The 20,056-nt window shown below is 65.8% G+C and carries 16 protein-coding genes, 3 tRNA genes and 2 pseudogenes; 11 read left to right on the forward strand and 10 right to left on the reverse strand.

Annotation, left to right across the window (positions count from 1 at the left end; all coding sequences use genetic code 11):
- Nucleotides 1-2: 2 nt before the first annotated feature.
- A complete protein-coding gene (locus tag B7D75_RS23290; protein ID WP_058175466.1) occupies nucleotides 3-467 on the reverse strand; it encodes a pilin in 465 nt (154 codons plus the stop codon).
- A gap of 230 nt (nucleotides 468-697) precedes the next feature.
- Between B7D75_RS23290 and pilB the strand changes: the two are divergent.
- The 5 genes and pseudogenes from pilB to yacG form a co-directional block, all read left to right on the forward strand.
- Nucleotides 698-2,322, forward strand: a pseudogene (pilB, locus tag B7D75_RS23295) (type IV-A pilus assembly ATPase PilB); the annotation flags it as partial.
- A gap of 78 nt (nucleotides 2,323-2,400) precedes the next feature.
- Nucleotides 2,401-3,618: a type II secretion system F family protein gene (locus B7D75_RS23300; RefSeq protein WP_107114466.1), complete on the forward strand. Its 1,218-nt coding sequence runs from the start codon at nucleotides 2,401-2,403 to the stop codon at nucleotides 3,616-3,618.
- Nucleotides 3,619-4,491, forward strand: a complete 873-nt coding sequence (gene pilD / locus B7D75_RS23305; protein ID WP_107114467.1) for a type IV prepilin peptidase/methyltransferase PilD — start codon at nucleotides 3,619-3,621, stop codon at nucleotides 4,489-4,491.
- Nucleotides 4,488-5,099, forward strand: a complete 612-nt coding sequence (gene coaE / locus B7D75_RS23310) for a dephospho-CoA kinase (protein ID WP_107114468.1) — start codon at nucleotides 4,488-4,490, stop codon at nucleotides 5,097-5,099. The genes pilD and coaE overlap by 4 nt, the downstream gene beginning before the upstream one ends.
- On the forward strand, nucleotides 5,096-5,296 hold the full coding sequence (yacG, locus tag B7D75_RS23315) for a DNA gyrase inhibitor YacG (protein WP_003094656.1): 201 nt from the start codon (nucleotides 5,096-5,098) through the stop codon (nucleotides 5,294-5,296). Before coaE ends, yacG begins: the two co-directional genes overlap by 4 nt.
- A 37-nt stretch (nucleotides 5,297-5,333) precedes the next feature.
- Here the strand turns inward: yacG and B7D75_RS23320 are convergent, their stop codons facing one another.
- From B7D75_RS23320 to B7D75_RS23335, 4 genes are all read right to left on the reverse strand, one after another.
- Complete coding sequence (locus tag B7D75_RS23320) at nucleotides 5,334-5,543, reverse strand: hypothetical protein (protein WP_033998211.1); 210 nt, start codon at nucleotides 5,541-5,543, stop codon at nucleotides 5,334-5,336.
- Nucleotides 5,544-5,648: 105 nt separating this feature from the next.
- Entirely contained in the window at nucleotides 5,649-6,338 is a 690-nt protein-coding gene (locus B7D75_RS23325; protein WP_012077298.1) for an energy-coupling factor ABC transporter permease, read from the reverse strand.
- The gene (locus tag B7D75_RS23330) at nucleotides 6,335-6,805 is read right to left on the reverse strand and encodes an FAD/FMN-containing dehydrogenase (protein ID WP_107114469.1); all 471 of its coding nucleotides are present in this window, start codon (nucleotides 6,803-6,805) and stop codon (nucleotides 6,335-6,337) included. The genes B7D75_RS23325 and B7D75_RS23330 overlap by 4 nt, the downstream gene beginning before the upstream one ends.
- Entirely contained in the window at nucleotides 6,802-7,227 is a 426-nt protein-coding gene (locus B7D75_RS23335; RefSeq protein ID WP_003152776.1) for a GNAT family N-acetyltransferase, read from the reverse strand. The genes B7D75_RS23330 and B7D75_RS23335 overlap by 4 nt, the downstream gene beginning before the upstream one ends.
- Nucleotides 7,228-7,358: 131 nt before the next feature.
- On the opposite strand from B7D75_RS23335, the gene B7D75_RS23340 reads away from it, so the two are divergent.
- From B7D75_RS23340 to B7D75_RS23355, 4 genes are all read left to right on the forward strand, one after another.
- On the forward strand, nucleotides 7,359-7,988 hold the full coding sequence (locus tag B7D75_RS23340) for a DUF1780 domain-containing protein (RefSeq protein ID WP_033998217.1): 630 nt from the start codon (nucleotides 7,359-7,361) through the stop codon (nucleotides 7,986-7,988).
- Entirely contained in the window at nucleotides 7,985-8,425 is a 441-nt protein-coding gene (locus B7D75_RS23345; protein WP_107114470.1) for an MOSC domain-containing protein, read from the forward strand. Before B7D75_RS23340 ends, B7D75_RS23345 begins: the two co-directional genes overlap by 4 nt.
- 34 nt (nucleotides 8,426-8,459) lie before the next feature.
- Nucleotides 8,460-8,630, forward strand: a complete 171-nt coding sequence (locus tag B7D75_RS23350) for a DUF3094 family protein (RefSeq protein WP_003152781.1) — start codon at nucleotides 8,460-8,462, stop codon at nucleotides 8,628-8,630.
- A gap of 63 nt (nucleotides 8,631-8,693) precedes the next feature.
- A complete protein-coding gene (locus B7D75_RS23355) occupies nucleotides 8,694-10,001 on the forward strand; it encodes an NAD(P)/FAD-dependent oxidoreductase (protein WP_107114471.1) in 1,308 nt (435 codons plus the stop codon).
- Between the two features lie 34 nt (nucleotides 10,002-10,035).
- Here the strand turns inward: B7D75_RS23355 and zapE are convergent, their stop codons facing one another.
- Nucleotides 10,036-11,094, reverse strand: a complete 1,059-nt coding sequence (gene zapE / locus B7D75_RS23360; protein ID WP_033998225.1) for a cell division protein ZapE — start codon at nucleotides 11,092-11,094, stop codon at nucleotides 10,036-10,038.
- Between the two features lie 571 nt (nucleotides 11,095-11,665).
- On the opposite strand from zapE, the gene B7D75_RS23365 reads away from it, so the two are divergent.
- Both B7D75_RS23365 and B7D75_RS23370 read left to right on the forward strand, forming a co-directional pair.
- Nucleotides 11,666-13,300, forward strand: coding sequence for a ShlB/FhaC/HecB family hemolysin secretion/activation protein (locus tag B7D75_RS23365; protein WP_185269358.1), 1,635 nt, complete (start codon nucleotides 11,666-11,668; stop codon nucleotides 13,298-13,300).
- Nucleotides 13,301-13,358: 58 nt separating this feature from the next.
- Nucleotides 13,359-16,789 (forward strand): annotated as a pseudogene (locus B7D75_RS23370) (GLUG motif-containing protein).
- A gap of 142 nt (nucleotides 16,790-16,931) precedes the next feature.
- Here B7D75_RS23370 and B7D75_RS23375 read toward each other — a convergent pair.
- The 4 genes from B7D75_RS23375 to clpB all read right to left on the reverse strand — a co-directional run bounded on the left by B7D75_RS23375 (nucleotide 16,932) and on the right by clpB (nucleotide 19,954).
- Nucleotides 16,932-17,007 (reverse strand) — tRNA-Lys (locus B7D75_RS23375).
- A gap of 10 nt (nucleotides 17,008-17,017) precedes the next feature.
- Nucleotides 17,018-17,094: transfer RNA gene (locus tag B7D75_RS23380), tRNA-Pro, on the reverse strand.
- Nucleotides 17,095-17,103: 9 nt separating this feature from the next.
- Nucleotides 17,104-17,179 (reverse strand) — tRNA-Asn (locus B7D75_RS23385).
- Nucleotides 17,180-17,389: 210 nt separating this feature from the next.
- The gene (gene clpB / locus B7D75_RS23390) at nucleotides 17,390-19,954 is read right to left on the reverse strand and encodes an ATP-dependent chaperone ClpB (protein WP_058129589.1); all 2,565 of its coding nucleotides are present in this window, start codon (nucleotides 19,952-19,954) and stop codon (nucleotides 17,390-17,392) included.
- Nucleotides 19,955-20,056 lie beyond the last annotated feature (102 nt).

Consider the following 20,056-nt stretch of genomic DNA (forward strand, 5'->3'; position numbering starts at 1 on the left):
TATTAGGATTTCGGGCAGTTGGCCGGAGCGTAGTTGGTTTTCCAGTTGGCCGGCGAGCCTGTGATCTTGCAGGTCCAGATTCCCTCGGCAGTACGTGCCACGGTGATTTTGGCACCAGCGATAGCTTTGCCTGAAGAGCCACCCAAAGTAGCCGAAATCTCCGGAGTAGCGGTGGCGCCCTTTTGAACATCGATTTGAGCTTTGTCTTCCCCTGCCAGCAGGGTGGAACTGGTAAACCCAAGGTCATACTGGGTAGCGGAAGGAGCTTTGTTGGAAACAATCTCCTTCCCTTCCAGAATCGCCGACTCCGCAGCGGTCTTCAGCGCGCTGACTTCGCTCACGGCACGGGTCACCTGGGTACGGGCGGTGTAGTCCTGGTATTGCGGGATGGCAATGGCGGCCAGGATGCCGATGATCGCGACCACGATCATCAGTTCGATCAGAGTAAAACCCTTCTGAGCTTTCATGAATATCTCCATGTGGTATGTATAGGCCAAACGCCTTCCCTCTCCAAAGCAGGTTGCATGCCAACCTTTCAAGCGCCCTCCTTTCGCAACTCTTGCGGGGACTTCGAAAGTGTTCCGCTCTCCCCTGCCGGCAATATGTGACACTTTTGGGCATCTCGGAATCGTCGGTTTGGCAGCCTTTGGCATCTGCGTTATAAGTCTCGCTCCAAGCCTTCTTCAGATGTTCCCCAATGAACGATTCCACGCCTCTCAGCGGCCTTGCCAAGCAACTGGTCCTGAACGAACTCCTCGACGAAAAGACCGCCCGCCAGGCCCAGGTGCAGGCCGCGCGCAACAAGCAGTCGCTGGTCAGCCACCTGGTCCAGGCCAAGCTGGTGCAGAGCCGGGCGCTGGTCGAGGTGGCCGCCGAGCAGTTCGGCATCGCCTATTGCGACCTGAACAGCCTGGATCGGGAAAGCATTCCCAAGGATGTCATCAGCGAGCGCCTGGTCCGCCAGCACCGCGTGTTGCCGCTGTGGAAACGCGGCAACAAACTGTTCATCGGTCTCTCCGACCCGACCAATCACCAAGCGGTCACCGATATCCAGTTCAGCACCGGCCTCACCACCGAGGCCCTGCTGGTGGAGGACGACAAGCTCGGCGTAGCCATCGAGAAGCTCTACGAGGGCGCCATGGACGCCCTCGGCGACCTCGGCGACATCGATCTCGACGGGGTCGATGTCGGCAAGGCGGAAAGCGCCAGCCAGGACGACGACGGCGACGATGCCGAAGACGCCCCCGTGGTGCGCTTCGTCAACAAGATGCTGCTCGACGCCATCCGCGGCGGCTCTTCCGACCTGCACTTCGAGCCCTACGAAAAGACCTACCGGGTGCGCTTCCGTACCGACGGCATGCTCCACGAAGTGGCCAAGCCGCCGATCCAGTTGGCCAGCCGCATTTCCGCGCGACTCAAGGTGATGGCCGGCCTGGATATCTCCGAACGACGCAAGCCGCAGGACGGCCGGATCAAGATGCGCGTGTCGAAGACCAAGTCCATCGACTTCCGCGTCAACACCCTGCCGACCCTGTGGGGCGAGAAGATCGTGATGCGGATTCTCGACTCCTCCAGCGCGCAGATGGGCATCGACGCCCTGGGCTACGAAGAGGATCAGAAGGAACTCTACCTGGCCGCGCTCAAGCAGCCGCAGGGCATGATCCTGGTCACCGGCCCCACCGGTTCGGGCAAGACGGTCTCGCTGTACACCGGCCTGAACATCCTCAATACAACCGATATCAACATCTCCACCGCCGAAGATCCGGTGGAGATCAACCTGGAAGGCATCAACCAGGTCAACGTCAACCCGCGCCAGGGCATGGACTTCTCCCAGGCGCTGCGCGCCTTCCTGCGCCAGGATCCGGACGTGATCATGGTCGGCGAGATCCGCGACCTGGAGACTGCCGAGATCGCCATCAAGGCGGCGCAAACCGGGCATATGGTGATGTCCACCCTGCACACCAACAGCGCCGCCGAGACCCTGACCCGCCTGCTGAACATGGGCGTGCCGGCGTTCAACCTGGCGACTTCGGTGAACCTGATCATCGCCCAGCGCCTTGCGCGAAAACTCTGTTCGCACTGCAAGAAAGAACACGAGGTGCCGAGGGAAACCCTGCTTCACGAAGGCTTCCCGGAAGACAGGATCGGCACCTTCAAGCTGTATTCGCCTGTGGCTGCGAAAACTGCAAAGGCGGTTACAAAGGTCGCGTCGGTATTTATGAAGTGGTTAAAAACACCCCCGCCCTGCAGCGGATTATCATGGAAGAAGGCAACTCCATCGAGATCGCCGAGCAAGCCCGCAAAGAAGGCTTCAACGATCTGCGCACCTCAGGCCTGCTGAAAGCCATGCAGGGAATCACCAGCCTGGAGGAAGTCAACCGCGTGACCAAGGATTAATCCATGGCGGACAAAGCGTTAAAGACCAGTGTCTTCGTATGGGAAGGCACTGACAAGAAAGGCACCAAGGTCAAGGGCGAGCTGTCCAGCCAGAACCCGACCCTGGTCAAGGCGCAACTGCGCAAGCAAGGCATCACGCCAGTCAAGGTCCGCAAGAAAGGCATTTCCCTGCTGGGGGCGGGGAAGAAGATCAAGCCCATGGACATCGCCCTGTTCACCCGTCAGATGTCCACCATGATGGCCGCCGGCGTGCCACTGCTACAGTCTTTCGACATCATCAGCGAAGGCTTCGACAATCCGAACATGCGCAAGCTGGTGGAGGAGATCAAGCAGGAAGTCGCCGGCGGTAACAGCCTGGCCAACTCGCTGCGCAAGAAGCCGCAGTACTTCGACTCGCTCTACTGCAACCTGGTGGACGCCGGCGAACAATCCGGCGCCCTGGAAACCCTGCTCGACCGGGTCGCCGCCTATAAGGAAAAGACCGAGGCGCTGAAGGCCAAGATCAAGAAGGCCATGACCTACCCGATCGCGGTGATCGTCGTCGCCATCATCGTCTCGGCGATCCTACTGATCAAGGTGGTACCGCAGTTCCAGTCGGTGTTCGAGGGCTTCGGCGCCGAACTGCCGGCTTTCACCCAAATGGTCATCAATATCTCCAACGTGCTCCAAGAATGGTGGCTCCTGGTACTGCTGATGATGGGCGGCGCCGGCTTCCTGCTGAACCACGCCTACAAGCGTTCGGAGAAGTTCCGCGACGCCACCGACCGCACGGTACTGAAGCTGCCGATCGTCGGCGCCATCCTCTACAAATCCGCCGTGGCACGCTACGCGCGGACGCTGTCGACCACCTTCGCCGCCGGCGTGCCATTGGTGGAAGCCCTCGACTCGGTTTCCGGCGCCACCGGTAACGTGGTGTTCAGGGACGCGGTGGGCAAGATCAAGCAGGACGTGTCCACCGGCATGCAGTTGAACTTCTCCATGCGCACCACCAACATCTTCCCCAGCATGGCCATCCAGATGACCGCCATCGGCGAGGAATCGGGCGCGCTGGACGACATGCTGGCCAAGGTAGCTGGCTTCTACGAGCAGGAAGTGGATAATGCCGTGGACAACCTGACCGCCCTGATGGAACCGATGATCATGGCGGTCCTCGGGGTTCTGGTCGGTGGCCTGATCATCGCCATGTACCTGCCGATCTTCCAGCTGGGCAACGTCGTCTAAATGACCCTCCTCGACTACCTGGCCAGCCATACGCTGGCCTTTGTCTTGTGCGCCATCGTCCTCGGCCTGCTGGTCGGCAGCTTCCTCAACGTCGTCGTGCACCGCCTGCCGAAGATGATGGAGCGCAACTGGAAGGCCGAGGCCCGCGAGGCGCTCGGGCTGCAGCCGGAGCCTGAACCGGCGATCTACAACCTGGTCCTGCCGAACTCCTCGTGCCCGCATTGCGGCCACGAGATCCGCCCCTGGGAAAACATCCCGGTGCTCAGCTACCTGGCGCTGGGCGGCAAGTGCTCGTCCTGCAAGGCCGCCATCGGCAAGCGCTACCCCCTGGTGGAACTGGCCACCGCGCTGCTTTCCGGCTACGTCGCCTGGCACTTCGGTTTCAATTGGCAGGCCGGCGCGATGCTCCTGCTGACCTGGGGCCTGCTGGCGATGAGCCTGATCGATGCCGATCACCAGCTGCTGCCGGACGTGCTGGTGCTGCCGCTGCTCTGGCTGGGCCTGATCGCCAACCATTTCGGCCTCTTCGCCAGCCTCGACGACGCGCTGTTCGGCGCGGTGTTCGGCTACCTCAGCCTGTGGTCGGTGTTCTGGCTGTTCAAGCTGGTGACCGGCAAGGAAGGCATGGGCTACGGCGACTTCAAGCTGCTGGCCATGCTCGGCGCCTGGGGCGGCTGGCAGGTCCTGCCGCTGACCATCCTGCTGTCGTCGCTGGTCGGGGCCATCCTCGGGGTGGTCATGCTGCGCCTGCGCAACGCCGCAAGCGGCACGCCGATCCCCTTCGGTCCCTATCTGGCGATTGCCGGGTGGATTGCATTGCTCTGGGGTGATCAAATAACCCGGACCTATTTGCAATTCGCCGGATTCAAATGACCCAACCCTGGATACTTGGCCTCACAGGCGGCATCGGCAGCGGCAAGAGCGCGGCCGCCGAGCATTTCGCCGCCCTCGGCGTCCACCTGGTGGACGCCGACCATGCCGCCCGCTGGGTGGTGGAACCGGGGCGCCCGGCCCTGGCGAAGATCGTCGAACGCTTCGGCGACGGCATCCTCCTGCCCGACGGCCAGCTCGACCGCGCCGCCCTGCGCGAACGGATCTTCCAGGCGCCTGAGGAGCGGCGCTGGCTGGAACAACTGCTGCACCCGCTGATCGGCGCGGAGATCGTCCAGTACCTGGCCAGGGCCGAATCGTCCTACGCCATCCTGGTTTCGCCGCTGCTGGTGGAGTCCGGGCAGCGCCACATGACCCAGCGCGTGCTGGTGGTGGACACCCCGGAACACCTGCAACTGCAACGCACCATGCTCCGCGACAAGGTCTCCGAGGAGCAGGTGCGCTCGATCCTCCAGGCCCAGGCCCGGCGCGACGAGCGCCTGAAGCACGCCGACGACGTGCTGGTCAACGACGGCGACCTGTCCCACCTGCAGCGTGAAGTCGAACGACTGCACGCCTTCTACCTGACCTTGCGAGGAGGCCGAGCATGAGCCAGCCGCTGACCGTGGAGTGCCCGACCTGCGGCGCGCCCGTCGAATGGAAAAGCGACAACAAGTACCGCCCCTTCTGCTCCGACCGCTGCAAGCTGATCGATCTCGGCGCCTGGGCCGCCGAGGAACACGCGATCCCCGGCGACACCCTGGAAGACGACATCTTCTCTGCCGACCTGCCGCCTCGCGAGCATTGATCGCGACGGGCCAGCCAACCCGGCTGGCCCGTCTCCATCAAGGGCGCATGAAGGCATAGTCGCGCTGATCGTCGAGGTTCTCCGCCAGGAACTGCAGTTCGCCGGCCAGGTCTTCAGGGGCGCGCTGCGCCTTGTTCAGTTCGACGATCACGCTCAACAGCGCGCGCAGGCGCATCGTCCGGTCCGCCTCGCCATTTTCCGCCAGCAAACGCAGCAGGCCCTGCCGGGCCCATTCGTGGACTCCCATGTTCCGATCCTCCCGTGAGAAAGCGGCAGGATCGCGGTGCGCCCGCGCCGAAACACTGATCCAGGTCAGCCGCGCCCCGCCATGGACATGGCGAATGACTGGCCATCAGGGCTTGCGGTCGTCGTCCTTCCAGGGCGCCTGCAGGTAGCGGGTGCGGTTGAAGGTTTCCAGCCATTCCGGGTAGTAGACCACCAGGCCGGTGATCACCGTGCCGTTGATGAAGGCCTCGGGGAACATGATCAGCCACAGGTAGCCGGCGAAATCCTCGAGCCAGGGCGGCATCGGGAACAGGCCGTCGATCCAGACCACGCCCAGGCCGAGCAGCAGAACCACCACGGCGGTCAGCGCCGCCGGGAAGAAGCCGCAGCAGAAGATATAGACGAACAGGTTGCGCGGCTGGCGCCTTTCCACGAACAGCGCCGCCAGCTCGGCGATCAGCGCCGGGATCGCCACCAGCAGCACGCCGTTGACGCCGATCGCCAGCCAGTCCTGGCGTCCGAGCAGGCACAGGCCGAGCTGCGCCACCAGCCCCACCACGATCGCCAGCGGCCAGTCGAGCAGCAGGGTCACGGCGGTCATGCCGATGAAATGGAACGACAGCCCCGAATCGAAGTCACGGCGTACCAGCCAGAGCAAAAACAGCCCGAGCATGGTGCCGAACACCAGATGCTGGCGACGGGTATCGCTGACCAGCTCGACCCAGGGCGCGCGCCAGGCGGCGAGCAGCAGCACCGGCGCATAGATCGCCCAACCCAGCTCGAGGCTTTCCGCCGACAACAGCTCGGCAGCGATCACGGCTGCGCCTGTTCCAGGGCGATGCGCAGGGCCACCGGCGAGTCCAGCTCGCGGACCTCCTCCACTCGCCGCTGCTCCAGGCGGATCCACAGGACCTTGCTCGCGCCCGCGCCATAGCGCGGCGCCACCGCGGCCTCGCGGTCCAGCACGACCGGATAGCTGTAGTCGCGCATCGCCGGTACCGCGAAGAGCCGCGAGATCAGGCCCGGCATCCGGCTGATGTCCGCCAGGAACAGCACCTGGCGCGCCTCCAGGTAGCCTTTGGGACGTTCGGCCAGAGCCGCCTTGACCAGCTTCGCGCCGTCCATGTCGCGGGCGACCAGCAGGACCCGCGTGGAGTCATCGAGCGAGCGGGCCTGCCCGAACTGGTCCTGGAGCGTCCAGGGCTCCAGGGTCTCGCCCTTCTCCAGCGCCAGGGCCAGGCCCGGCAGCAGCATGGCCAGCAGAATCCAGTGCAATCGTTTCACGCGCGTTCCTCCCGAGTGGAAAATACCTGGATGTCCTCGCGCCGCTGCCAACCCGCCTGGGCCTGCCAGAACGCCAGGGCCTGTTCGGCGGCGTCGAGGACGAAGACATGGGATTTGCCGATCCCTTCCCTGGCCAGGCGCGCCAGCGCCTCGTCGAGCAGGCGCCGCGCCAGCCCCTGGCGACGATAGGCAGGATCGACCGCCAGGTGCTGCAGGTAGCCACGGCGGCCATCGTGGCCGGCCATCAGGCAGGCGATCACCACGCCCGCGGATTCGACCAGCAGGCTCAGCCCGGGGTTGCGTTCGAGATAGGCGACGAAGAACGGATACTCGTCCTCGGCGCGGATGCGAATACCCGGCGTTCGCGACCAGAGGGCGAACAGAGCCGGATGATCGGCGGCGATGACGCTGCGAAGCTGCATCGGAACGGCTCCAGGCCATGGGGAACGGCAGTGTACACCGAGGTCCGGCGGCGATGCGCGCCGGGCGGATTGTCGCAGGCAGAACGCCCACGGGCTGGAAAGCGGACCTGCGGGCGGACTAAGCTGAGCCCATGAACGAAGCGGATTACCTGCGCCTGCTCACCCGTCAGGCCGAACAAGCCAACGACTTCCTCTCCAACGCGCGCAAATGGGACCGCGAGCGCTGGGTCTGCCAGCGCTTCCTCGAAGCGCTCAACGTGCCCTATCGCCAGGAGGACTTCGCCGCGCCGGGCGACCAGCCGCCGGACGTGCTGTTCAAGGGCGCCGGTTTCGAGGTGTTCTTCGTCCTCGACGAGGGTCGTCGGCTCAACGAGGAATGGCGCGAGGAGCTGAGCCGCCGTCGCCAGGCCGTCAGCCTGCGCCAGCTGATCCGCCGCGAGGAGCGTCCACAACGGATCGCCGCCGCCGAACTGCAGGCCCGGCTGGCGCCGACCCTGCGCAAGAAGGCACACAACTACAGCGAGCGCGGCATCGATCATGCCGAGCTGGACCTGCTGGCCTTCGTCAACCTGAAACGCGCGGTGCCCGACTTCAACACCCCGTTCCCACCGCCGACCGAATACCTGCGCCAGGGCTGGCGCTCGCTATCGATGGTCGGCCCGACCTTCGCCCGGGTGCTTTTCGCCCACTCCGGCGCTCCCGAGTTCCTCCGCGCCAACCTCGGCCGCAGCATCCTGTTCGACGCCGGAGTGGGGCTGTGAGCGAGGGACGGGTGAAGTGGATCGGCGTACGCTCCGGCAGCCGCGCGCCGATCCAGGAACTGGAGGCGGTCGAGGCGCGCCGCGGCCAGGGACTGACCGGCGACCATGCGCAGCCGCCGCGCCAGGTCACCCTGGTGCAGTGGGAGCACATCGAGGCCCTCGGCACCCTGCTGGGCAGGCCGTTGCTGCCCACCGAAATGCGCCGCAACATCGCCGTCGCCGGAATCGACCTGCTCAGTCTCAAGGACCGGCGTTTCCGCCTCGGTGGCGCACTGCTGGAAGCCACCGGCTGGTACCAGCCCTGCGGCCGCCTGGAAAAGCACATCGACCACCGCACGCTGAAGAGCGTGCGCGAGCAGGGCGGCATCACCGCGCGGGTGATCGGCAGCGGGGTGATCCGCCTCGACGATCCGCTGGTGATCGACCCCCCTGTCTGACTAGAATGACCGATATCGAAAACGGAGGCCCGCCATGCCCAGCCGACTGAGCCCCGAAGACCAGCGCAAGGTCGAGCAGTACCTCGCCTCGCCGCTGCACCAGGTCGAGCGTGCGCCGTTCCGCCCATGGTTCCTGATGTTCGTCCTGCTCGCCGTGGTCATCGGCCTGGGCCTGCTCAGCCGCCTCCTCAGCTACCTGGCCTGAGTCGTCCGGTCGAGCCCCGCTCCCGACGACCGCCTCACGGAATTCCCACTATGAGATATCGACATGTCCCATCGCATCGTGATCGTCGGCGGCGGCGCCGGCGGGCTGGAGCTCGCCACCCGTCTCGGCCGCACCCTGGGTAAACGCGGCAGGGCCCAGGTCACCCTGGTCGACGCCAACCTCACGCACATCTGGAAACCGCTGCTGCACGAAGTCGCCGCCGGCTCGCTCAACTCCTCGGAGGACGAGCTGAACTATGTCGCCCAGGCGAAATGGAACCACTTCGAATTCCAGCTCGGCCGCATGCAGGGCCTGGATCGCGCCGGCAAGCGCGTCCGCCTGGCGGCGCTGGTGGACGAGAATGGCGTGGAACTGGTTCCCGAACGCGACATCGACTATGACACCCTGGTGATCGCCGTCGGCAGCACCACCAACGACTTCGGCACCGAGGGCGCCGCGCAGCACTGCATCTTCCTCGATACCCGCGCCCAGGCCGAACGCTTCCACCGCCAGTTGCTCGGCCAGTACCTGCGTGCGCATACCGGGCATGACGCCGACAACAACGCGGTGAGCATCGCCATCATCGGCGCCGGCGCCACCGGCGTCGAACTGGCCGCCGAACTGCACCATGCGGCGCAGATGCTGGCCGCCTACGGGCTCGACCGGATCCGCCCGGAAGACCTGCACATCAGCCTGATCGAAGCCGGCCCGCGTGTGCTGCCGGCATTGCCCGAGCGTATCGGCCAGCCGGTCCACCAGACCCTGACCAGGCTTGGCGTGCGGGTGATGACCGGTTCCGCGGTGAGCAAGGTGGATGCCGACGGCCTCTGGACCGGCGACGGCGAGTTCGTCCCGGCGACCCTCAAGGTCTGGGCCGCGGGCATCCGCGCGCCGGCCTTCCTCAAGGACCTGGACGGCCTGGAAAGCAACCGCATCAACCAACTGGTGGTCCGCCCGACGCTGCAGACCACCCGCGACGACGACATCTTCGCCTTCGGCGACTGCGCCGCCTGCCCGCAACCGGCGCAACCGGGCGCGGAACCGCGCAACGTGCCGCCACGCGCCCAGGCCGCGCACCAGCAGGCCTCGCTGCTGGTCAAGTCGCTGCGCGCCCGCCTCGACGGCAAGCCGCTGGGCGACTACCTCTACCGCGACTACGGTTCGCTGATCTCGCTGTCGCGCTTCAGCGCGGTCGGCAATCTGATGGGCAATCTGATGGGTAGCGTCATGCTCGAAGGCTGGCTGGCGCGGATGTTCTACGTCTCGCTGTATCGCATGCACCAGATGGCCCTGTACGGCCCGCTGCGCACCGCGATGCTGATGCTCAGCGGGCGCCTGCGCAGCACCGAGCCTCGCCTCAAGCTGCATTGACGGCCGCGCCCCGCCAGCCGCGCGGGGCGCCACCTCAGCGACGCAACTGCCGCAGTTGCGCCAGGCGGCTGGCGGTGCGCTGCATGTCCGCCGGCAGCTCGCTGCCTTCGACCAGCTCCGCCAGCGGCGCCTCGGCGCGCAGGAACAGGCGCCGGTCGTTGTCGTGGAGGACATCGACCAGATTGATGAAGCGCTGTTGGGCGGCGACCGAACAGCGCGCCATCGGCGGTACGCCATCCAGCACCCAGGTGGAAAAGCGCTCGCCAAGTGCCAGGTAATCCATCACCGCGGTCGGCGCCTCGCAGAGATCGGCGAAGGCGAACCACACCAGGTCGCCGCGCACCGCACGCGCCAGCAGGGACCTCGCCCCGCTGCGCAGCATCACCCGCTCCGCCGGCGCCGGCACGGCCAGGCCCAGCCCTTCCATGACGGCGGCCGCGGCGGCCTGGCAATACGCGCCGCTCGGGTAGCCGGAGACCGCTTCGGCGACCGGCGAGCACGTCCGGTAATCCTGCGCGCCAGCCACTTCCAGCACATCCATGCGCGCTTCGATCAGGCGGATAGCCGGCAGGAACCGCTCGTGGTACAGCGGGTTGGGCAGCAGCTCCCGGGGCGCGTAGTTGGACGTGCAGACCAGGGTGATGCCGCGCCGGAACAACTCACGGAACAGGCGGGTGATGAGCATCGCATCGCCGATGTCGTGCACGTGGAATTCGTCGAAGCAGAGCAGCCGGCAATCGCCGAGCAGCTCATCGAGCGCCCCGCCCAGCGCGTCGGCCTGCCCCTGGCGACGGAACATGCCGTCGTGCAGCTGGCGGAAGAACGCGTGGAAATGGATCCGGCGCTTGCGCGCCAGGTCGGCGCTGCGGAAGAAGCCATCCATCAGCCAGCTCTTGCCGCGCCCCACCGGGCCCCACAGGTAGAGGCCGCGCGAAGCCCGGCGGAACAGCGTGGGCCCTCGGCGCAGGCGCCGCAACAGGTCATCCAGGTGAGCGATGGCTATGCGCTGGGCTTCATCCAGGGCATAGCCGCACCGCTGCGCTTCGCGCTGGAAGTGGTACGCCACGGGGGATGCTGGAGTCGGCTCGGACATGCGCGATCGTCAGGGCGGAAAGAGTCTCTGCGCGGGGCCGGGCAGGCGAACCCCCGCGACAAGGGAACGATTCTAGCGCCGACAGATCGGAGCGCTCCAGCCATGCCCCGCCAACAGTGGGCGATTGCCGGACGGGCAGCGCAGGCGCCCTGGTCGACAGCGATAGCAGCACGCGTCTGACAGACCGCTCCAACACCGGCAGAAAATCCGCGCAGGTCCGGGGAAGCCCTTCTCCGACATCCTCTTCCCACCCCTCCGACAGCGTTCCCCCGCAACCCCTACAAAAGCCGGAGAAAAGGGGCTATCCAGAATCAGAAAGCTACGATTGTTTCCGATTCCCCTCCTCTCCAGCCTATTGGCATCTCTTTTCCAGTCCTGATCCCGCTCTGCATCGGTAACGGTCGATGCGGCTACAGGGCTTTCTTCCGCGCAACAAGCGAACCGAATGACGATGCCGCCTCGCCCCGATGATTTTCCGCTGAACCACGCTCCCCTACCGCCCGCCGCCCACCGGCCACCCCGCAACCAGGCTCTGCCCGGCCACCGCGCCGGCCTTGCCGGCCTGGCGCTGCTGCTCTCCAGTTTCGGCGCCACGGCCGCGCCTCCCTCGGTACCGGATGCCGGCCAAGCCTTGCGCGATGCGCAAAGCAATCGCCTCAGCCTGCCCGACCCGGTGAAGCTGGATCCGGAAAAACCCAAGCCGCAAGACAAGGTCGCGGCCGACGCGGTGCCGGAGGGCCCACGCGTGCTGGTCAAGGAGTTCCGGGTGGGTGGCAATCGGGTATTCGACTCCACGCGACTGCTGGCCCTGCTCGCTGACCTCCAGGGAAGGGAGCTGAGCCTGGCGCAGTTGCATGCCGCCGCCGAGCGGATCGGCGAGTTCTACCAGCAGCAGGGCTATGTGCTGGCCCGTGCCTACCTGCCCGCCCAGGAGATCGACAACGGCGCGGTTCGCATCGAGGTCGTCGAGGGACGCTACGGCCAGGTCGACTTGCGGAATACCTCGCGCACCCTCGACCGGGTATTGCGACAACCCCTCTCCGCCCTGGAAAGCGGCAACGCGGTGAAGGGTGACGAACTCGAGCGCAGCCTGCTGCTGCTCAGCGACATTCCGGGCGTGGAGGCCAAGGGCACCCTGCTGCCGGGCCAGGCGCCCGGCACCACCGACCTGCGCATCGACGCCCAGCCGGCGCCACTGCTCAGCGGCCGCCTGGAGGCGGATAACTACGGCGACTTCTACATGGGCGAGTATCGCCTGGGCGGCGTCCTCGACATCAACAGTCCGCTGCGCCTGGGCGACCAGTTGAACCTGCGCCTGCTCGGCAGCGACCGCCACCAGCGCTACTACCGGGCCGCCTACCAGTTGCCGGTGGGGCCGTGGGGCTCGCGGGTCGGCCTGGCACGTTCGGAAACCTCCTATCGGCTGGCCCGCGACTTCACTGAGCTGGAGGCTCACGGGCGCGCCACCATCGACAGCCTGTTCCTCGCCCAGCCGCTGGTACGCGGCCGGACCTTCAACCTCTCTACGCAGCTGCAATTCGAGAACAAGCGGCTGCGCGACGACATCGATCTCTTCGATTACAGCAAGCACAAGAAAATCCGCCTCTGGACGGCGGGCCTCAGCGGCAACAGCCAGGACCGGTTGCTCGGCGGCGGCCAGAACGGCTTCTCCGTGGCCTACGGCCATGGCCGGCTGGACATGAACAGCATGGAGCGCCGCGCCGACAGGCGAACAGCCGGTGCCGTGGGCCGTTTCGACAAGCTCAGCGTCAACGCCGTACGCCTGCAACGCGTGACCGACCGCCTGCAATTGTTCACCCAGATCAACGCCCAGTGGGCCAGCGGCAACCTCGACAGCGCGGAGAAATTCGACATCGGCGGCCCCTACGGCGTACGCGCCTTCCCCGCGGGCACCGGCCGAGGCGTCGGCGACGAAGGCTGGCAGGCCAGCGCGGAGCTGCGCTACAGCCTGGCGCCCGGCTGGCAACTGAGCACCTTCGTCGACCAGGGCGCGGTGAAGTTCCAGAAGAGCCCCTGGACCCCGGAAAGCAACCACAACCGCATGGGTGGCGCCGGCACCGGCGCCACCTGGTACGGGGCGGACCACCAGGTCAGCCTGACCGCCGCCTGGCCGCTCGGCCAGGAGCGCGACATCGTCCCCAAACGCACCCCGCGCCTGTGGCTGCAGGCGACCCGCTATTTCTGAGCGTCACCCGTTCTGCTGGGGATCAGCAGAATTTTTCCCACCAAGAGAGGACCTACCCATGAACAAGACCTACGCCCTGGTCTGGAACCAGGCCACGGGATGCTGGAACGTCACCAGCGAAGGCACCCGCCGGCGCGGCAAGAGCGGTCGCGGCACCCTGCTGGCGGTCGCCGGCGCCTCGCTGCTGGGCCTGCTCGGCCTGCCCGAGGCCTTCGCCCTGCCCAGCGACGGCAAGGTCATCCATGGCGAGGCCGGCCTTCACACCTCCACCGACGGCAAGCACCTGACCATCGACCAGCAGAGCCAGAAGCTGATCGCCCAATGGAACGGCTTCGATATCGCCGGCGATGAAAGCGTCCGCTTCAACCAGCCCAACAGCACCGCCGTCGCCCTCAACCGTGTGGTCGGCACCAACGGCAGCCAGATCCTCGGCAAGCTCGACGCCAACGGCAAGGTGTTCCTGGTCAACCCCAACGGGGTGGTGTTCGGCAAGACCGCCCAGGTCAACGTCGGCGGCCTGGTCGCCAGCACCCTGGACATCTCCGACAAGGACTTCCTCGACGGCAACTACCGCTTCAGCGGCAAGTCCACCTCCCAGGTGAGCAACGCCGGCAGCCTCAACGCCAGCGAAGGCGGCAGCGTCGCCCTGCTCGGCGCGCGGGTCGACAACAGCGGTGTGATCCAGGCCCGCCTGGGCAGCGTCGCCCTCGGCGCCGGCGAGGACGTCAGCCTCAACTTCGACGGCAACGGCCTGCTCAACCTGCAGGTGAACGCCGGCGCGGTCGACGCCCTGGCGCACAACGGCGGCCTGCTCAAGGCCGACGGCGGCCAGGTGCTGATGACCGCGCGCAGCGCCGACAGCCTGCTCAAGACCGTGGTCAGCAACCAGGGCGTGATCGAGGCGAAGACCCTGCAGAATCGAGACGGCCGCATCGTCCTCGACGCCGGCAACGCCACCCTCCAGGTCGCCGGCCGCCAGGACGCCAGCGCCAGCGGCCAGGGCAATGGCGGAGTGGTGGAAAACCGCGGCGCCAAGGTCGAAGTGCACCAGTACGCCAAGGTCGATACCCGTTCCAAGCAAGGCCAGACCGGTACCTGGAAGATCGCCGCGAACAACCTGGAAGTCGCCAGCAGCGTGCTGCGCGACGCCGCAACGCTGAAGGCCAGCACCCTGGCGGACAACCTGGAAACCACCAGCATCGAACTGGCCAGCACCCAGGGAGATATCAAGGTCGACGCACCGCTGTCCTGGAACAGCGGCAACAAGCTGGGCCTGAGCGCCGAGCGCGGCAACGTCGAGGTGAACGGCAACCTGCGCGCCAGCGGCGACAAGGCCGAACTGGCGCTGAACGCGCGCGACCAGGTACGCCTGAACGCCGACCTGTCCCTCACCGGGCGCAACGCCAGGCTGGAGCTGAACAGCGGCAAAGGCCACAAGCTCGCCGACGGCGTGCGCGTGACCCTTTCCGGCGCCGGTGCCGGCTACCGTGCCAACGGCGAGGACTACCGGGTGATCCAGAACCTCGCGCAGCTGCGCGAGATCGAAGCCGACATGGACGGTCGCTACGTGCTCGGCAACCAGATCAAGGGGGCAACACCCGCTTCCGCTCCCTGGGCAACGGTCAATCCTTCAACGGCACCTTCGACGGCCTGGGCAACAGCATCAGCGACCTCTCCGTCTACGACACAAGCGCCTATGTCGGTCTGTTCAGCGTCAACAACGGCATCATCCGCAACCTCAATCTGGACCATGTCTGGGCCAGCGGGGCGCAATCCAGCCACTACAATACCCAGGTCGGCACCCTGGCGGGCCTGAACAACGGCATCATCTCCAACGTCAAGGCCAGCAACATCCGGGTCACCGGAGCCTCGCACCTCAACAGCCTGGGCGGTCTGGTCGCTCTCAACCTGGGTAGCATCGACGGCTCCTCGGCCAGCGGCCAGGTCATCGGTGACGGCAACACCTACGCCATGGGCGGCCTGGTCGGCGAAAACATCAGCGAACGGCGTGTCGCCACCATCACCAACAGCCGAGCCGATGTCGCCATGAGCGGACGGCTGCTCGACAATTACGGCTACCACGGAGCCGGCGGCCTGGTCGGCAGGAACACCGGCCGCATCGCCGACAGCCAGAGCGCGGGCTCGCTCCGCCTGGCTGGCGACAACCTGAACCTCGGTGGCCTGGTGGGGCGCAACGAGGGTGGCAGCCTGGTCAACGTCGAATCCTCCGTGAATGTGACGGGACAGGGCAACGGCGGTCTGTACGGCGGCCTGGTCGGCCTCGACCAGCACGGCGATATCAGCCGCGCCAAGGCCACCGGCAAGGTCAGCGGCAACGGTAGCGAAGCGATCGGCGGTCTGGTCGGCAAGAGCCTGGACAGCGCCATCGTCGACAGCAGCGCGACGGGCGATGTATCCGATCTGCGAGGCCGCTACCTGGGAGGCCTGGTTGGCTACAACCGGGGAGGCAGCCTGACCAGAGTCGCAGCCTATGGCAAGGTGACCGCTGGCGCCGGCTCCTACGTCGGTGGATTGCTCGGCTACAACCGCGACGCTTCGCTGAACAGCGTCCAGGCAAGCGGCAGCGTGGTTGCCAGCGCCTCCCAGGCGATCGGAGGACTGATCGGCTGGAACCAGGACAGTTCCATCACCGGCGCTCGCGCCACCGGCCATGTGAGCGACAAGCAAGGCCAATACCTGGGCGGCCTGCTCGGCTACAACAAAGGAGGCAACCACACCGGCCTTTCGGCCAGCGGCAATGTCGATGGCGGCCTCAACAGCCGGATCGGCGGCCTGATCGGCAGCAACCACAACGCCAACCTGAGCGACGCCCACGCCGAGGGTGACGTCAGCGGCAACGGCGCCCAAGCGATCGGCGGCCTGATCGGCCTGAACGAAGGCGGCGAGCTGCATGACCTCAAGGCCAGCGGCAATGTAACCGGCAAGGGCGCGCAGAACCTCGGCGGCCTGATCGGCAGCAGCAAAGCCGCCAGGCTGCGCAACGTGAGCGCAAGCGGCAATGTCTCGGGAGGTACCACCTATGGCCTGCTCGGCGGCTTGATCGGCAACAGCGAGGACGTCCTCATCGCCGATGCCAAGGCCTCCGGCAAGGTCAAGGGCGACGCCTACACCTATACCGGTGGCCTGGTCGGCATGCTCGGCAGGAAAACGACCCTGGAAAACAGCTCGGCCAGCGGCGAGGTGGAAGGCGGCTACGCCGGCTATGCGGGCGGCCTGGTCGGCCTGAACTCGGGCACCATCCGCAACAGCGCGGCATCCGGCAAGGTGCACGGTCTCAGCAGAGCCCTGGGCGGCCTGGTCGGCTTCAACCAGGGATGGATCTACGGTTCGTCGGCCAGCGGCAGGATCGTCCCCGCCTTCGAAGGACAGGCCTATGGCGGGCTCATCGGCATGAACTTCGGCACCCAGTCGCAGAACGCCCTCTACGGGGAGGCCGCCAAGGCGCCCTGGATCGGGCTTGGCCGCTAACCGGCCAACCCACCCTTCCGCGCTGAACGCGCGGAAGGGTTTTTCAACCTTCGAACGAGCCGAGCGTACAAGATCGGAAAACAAAAAAGCGGCAAGGCTTGCGCCTTGCCGCTTCTTCGGACCTCCCAAGGAGGCCTGGATATGGTGGGTCGTGTAGGATTCGAACCTACGACCAATTGGTTAAAAGCCAACTGCTCTACCGACTGAGCTAACGACCCATGTATGAGGTGGTCGGGGTAGAGAGATTCGAACTCCCGACATCCTGCTCCCAAAGCAGGCGCGCTACCGGACTGCGCTATACCCCGATTGGAAGTTGGCTCCGCGACCTGGACTCGAACCAGGGACCCAATGATTAACAGTCATTTGCTCTACCGACTGAGCTATCGCGGAACGTCTGTCTTCCAACCCTGGACGCTTCCGGTGCTGCTGGATTCGCGTCTCAGAGGCGCGCCATTTTACGGATGCGCGACGACATGTCAACCCTCTGATCCAAAAAGTTTTTCTTCTTTTTCCCGACCAGGCCACACCACCTTGCCAGCCACCAGCCGTTCATGAAAAAGCCCCGCCGAAGCGGGGCTTTTTCATGTGCCTGCGAAGCGATCAGGCGAACACGATCTCGTCGCCGTCCACCTTCGCCGAGACCTTCGCCCCCGGCGCGAACTTGCCGGCCAGGATCAGTTGCGCCAGCGGGTTCTCGATCCAGCGCTGGATTGCCCGCTTCAGCGGACGCGCACCGTAGACCGGGTCGAAGCCGACGGCGATCAGCTTGTCCAGTGCCTCCTGGCTCAAGTCCAGGCTCAGCTCGCGCTCGGCCAGCCGCTTGCGCAGGCGGCCGAGCTGGATCTCGGCGATGCCGGCGATCTGCTCGCGGGCCAGCGGTTCGAACACCACCACTTCATCGATCCGGTTGATGAATTCCGGACGGAAATGCGCGTTGACCGCATCCATCACCGCGGCACGCTGCGCCTCGCGGTCACCGGCCAGCTCCTGGATCTGCGCCGAGCCGAGGTTGGAGGTCATCACCACCACGGTGTTGCGGAAATCCACGGTGCGCCCGTGGCTGTCGGTCAGGCGGCCATCCTCGAGTACCTGCAGGAGAATGTTGAAGACGTCCGGGTGGGCCTTCTCCACTTCGTCCAGCAGCACCACCGAATACGGCTTGCGGCGGATCGCCTCGGTCAGGTAGCCGCCCTCCTCGAAACCGACGTAGCCCGGAGGCGCGCCGATCAGGCGAGCCACGGAGTGTTTCTCCATGAACTCGGACATGTCGATCCGCACCAGCGCCTCCTCGGTATCGAAGAGGAACTCGGCCAGCGCCTTGCACAGCTCGGTCTTGCCCACCCCGGTCGGGCCGAGGAAGAGGAACGAGCCGCTGGGCCGGTTCGGATCGGCCAGGCCGGCGCGCGAACGGCGCACCGCATTGGACACGGCGACCACCGCCTCGTCCTGGCCGATGACCCGGCGATGCAGTTCCTGCTCCATGCGCAGCAGCTTCTCGCGCTCGCCCTCGAGCATCTTCGACACCGGGATACCGGTCCACTTGGAGACCACCTCGGCGATTTCCTCGTCGGTCACCTTGTTGCGCAGCAACTGGTTCTCGGTCTTGCCGTGCTGGTCGACCATCTGCAGGCTGCGTTCCAGGTCCGGGATGGTCTGGTACTGGATGCGCGCCATGCTTTCCAGGTCGCCCTTGCGCCGCGCCGCCTCCATTTCCTGCTTGGCCTGCTCGATCTTCTGCTGGATCTGCGCCGAACCCTGTACCTCGGCCTTCTCCGACTTCCAGATCTCTTCCAGGTCGGCGTACTCGCGTTCCAGCTTGACGATGTCCTCTTCCAGCTTGGCCAGGCGCTTCCTGGTGGCTTCGTCGTCTTCCTTCTTCAGCGCCTCGCGCTCGATCTTGAGCTGGATCAGGCGACGGTCGAGACGATCCAGTTCCTCCGGCTTGGAGTCGATCTCCATGCGGATGCGGCTGGCGGCCTCGTCGATCAGGTCGATGGCCTTGTCCGGCAACTGCCGGTCGGTGATGTAGCGGTGCGACAGCTTGGCGGCGGCGATGATCGCGCCGTCGGTGATGCTCACCCCATGGTGCACCTCGTAGCGCTCCTTGAGGCCACGGAGGATGGCGATGGTGTCTTCCTCGCTCGGCTCGTCCACCAGCACCTTCTGGAAGCGGCGTTCCAGGGCGGCGTCCTTCTCGATGTACTGGCGATACTCGTCGAGAGTGGTGGCGCCGACGCAGTGCAGTTCGCCGCGCGCCAGAGCCGGCTTGAGCATGTTGCCGGCGTCCATGGCGCCTTCCGCCTTGCCGGCGCCGACCATGGTGTGCAGTTCGTCGATGAACAGGATGACCCGCCCTTCCTGCTTGCCCAGTTCGTTGAGGACCGCCTTCAGTCGTTCCTCGAACTCGCCGCGGAATTTTGCGCCGGCGATCAGCGCGCCCATGTCCAGGGCCAGCAGGCGCTTGTCCTTGAGGCCATCCGGCACTTCGCCATTGATGATGCGCTGGGCCAGGCCTTCGACGATGGCGGTCTTGCCGACGCCGGGTTCGCCGATCAGCACCGGGTTGTTCTTCGTCCGCCGCTGCAGGACCTGGATGGTCCGGCGGATCTCGTCGTCGCGACCGATCACCGGGTCGAGCTTGCCTTCCTCGGCGCGCCTGGTCATGTCGACGGTGTACTTGTCCAGCGCCTGGCGCGACTCCTCGACGTTCGGGTCGTTCACCGCTTCGCCGCCGCGCAGGTTGGCCACGGCATTCTCCAGCGCCTTGCGCGACACGCCCTGGCCGAGCAACAGCTTGCCGAGCCTGGTGTTCTCGTCCATCGCGGCCAGCAATACCAGCTCGCTGGAGATGAACTGGTCGCCCTTCTGCTGGGCCAGGCGGTCAGCCTGATTGAGCAGGCGCGCGAGGTCCTGGGACAGGTTCACGTCGCCGGTCGGGCTCTGGATCTTCGGCAGCGCGTCGAGTTCCTTGTTGAGGCCGCTGCGCAGGGCGGCGATATCGAAGCCGACCTGCATCAGCAGGGGCTTGATCGAGCCGCCTTGCTGTTCGAGCAGGGCGGAAAGCAGATGCACCGGCTCGATGGCCGGGTGGTCGTGGCCGACGGCCAGGGACTGGGCGTCGGAGAGCGCGAGTTGCAGCTTGCTGGTCAAACGGTCTATTCGCATGGGTCGTCCTTCCTTCTATAGAGCGGGCCGGAACGATGGGTGTCCCTGATGAAGAAAAGCCCGCCGAGATGGCTCAATAGATAAGGGCGATTTTCCGCGGTT

Source organism: Pseudomonas paraeruginosa (genome assembly GCF_003025345.2).
GTDB lineage: Bacteria > Pseudomonadota > Gammaproteobacteria > Pseudomonadales > Pseudomonadaceae > Pseudomonas > Pseudomonas paraeruginosa.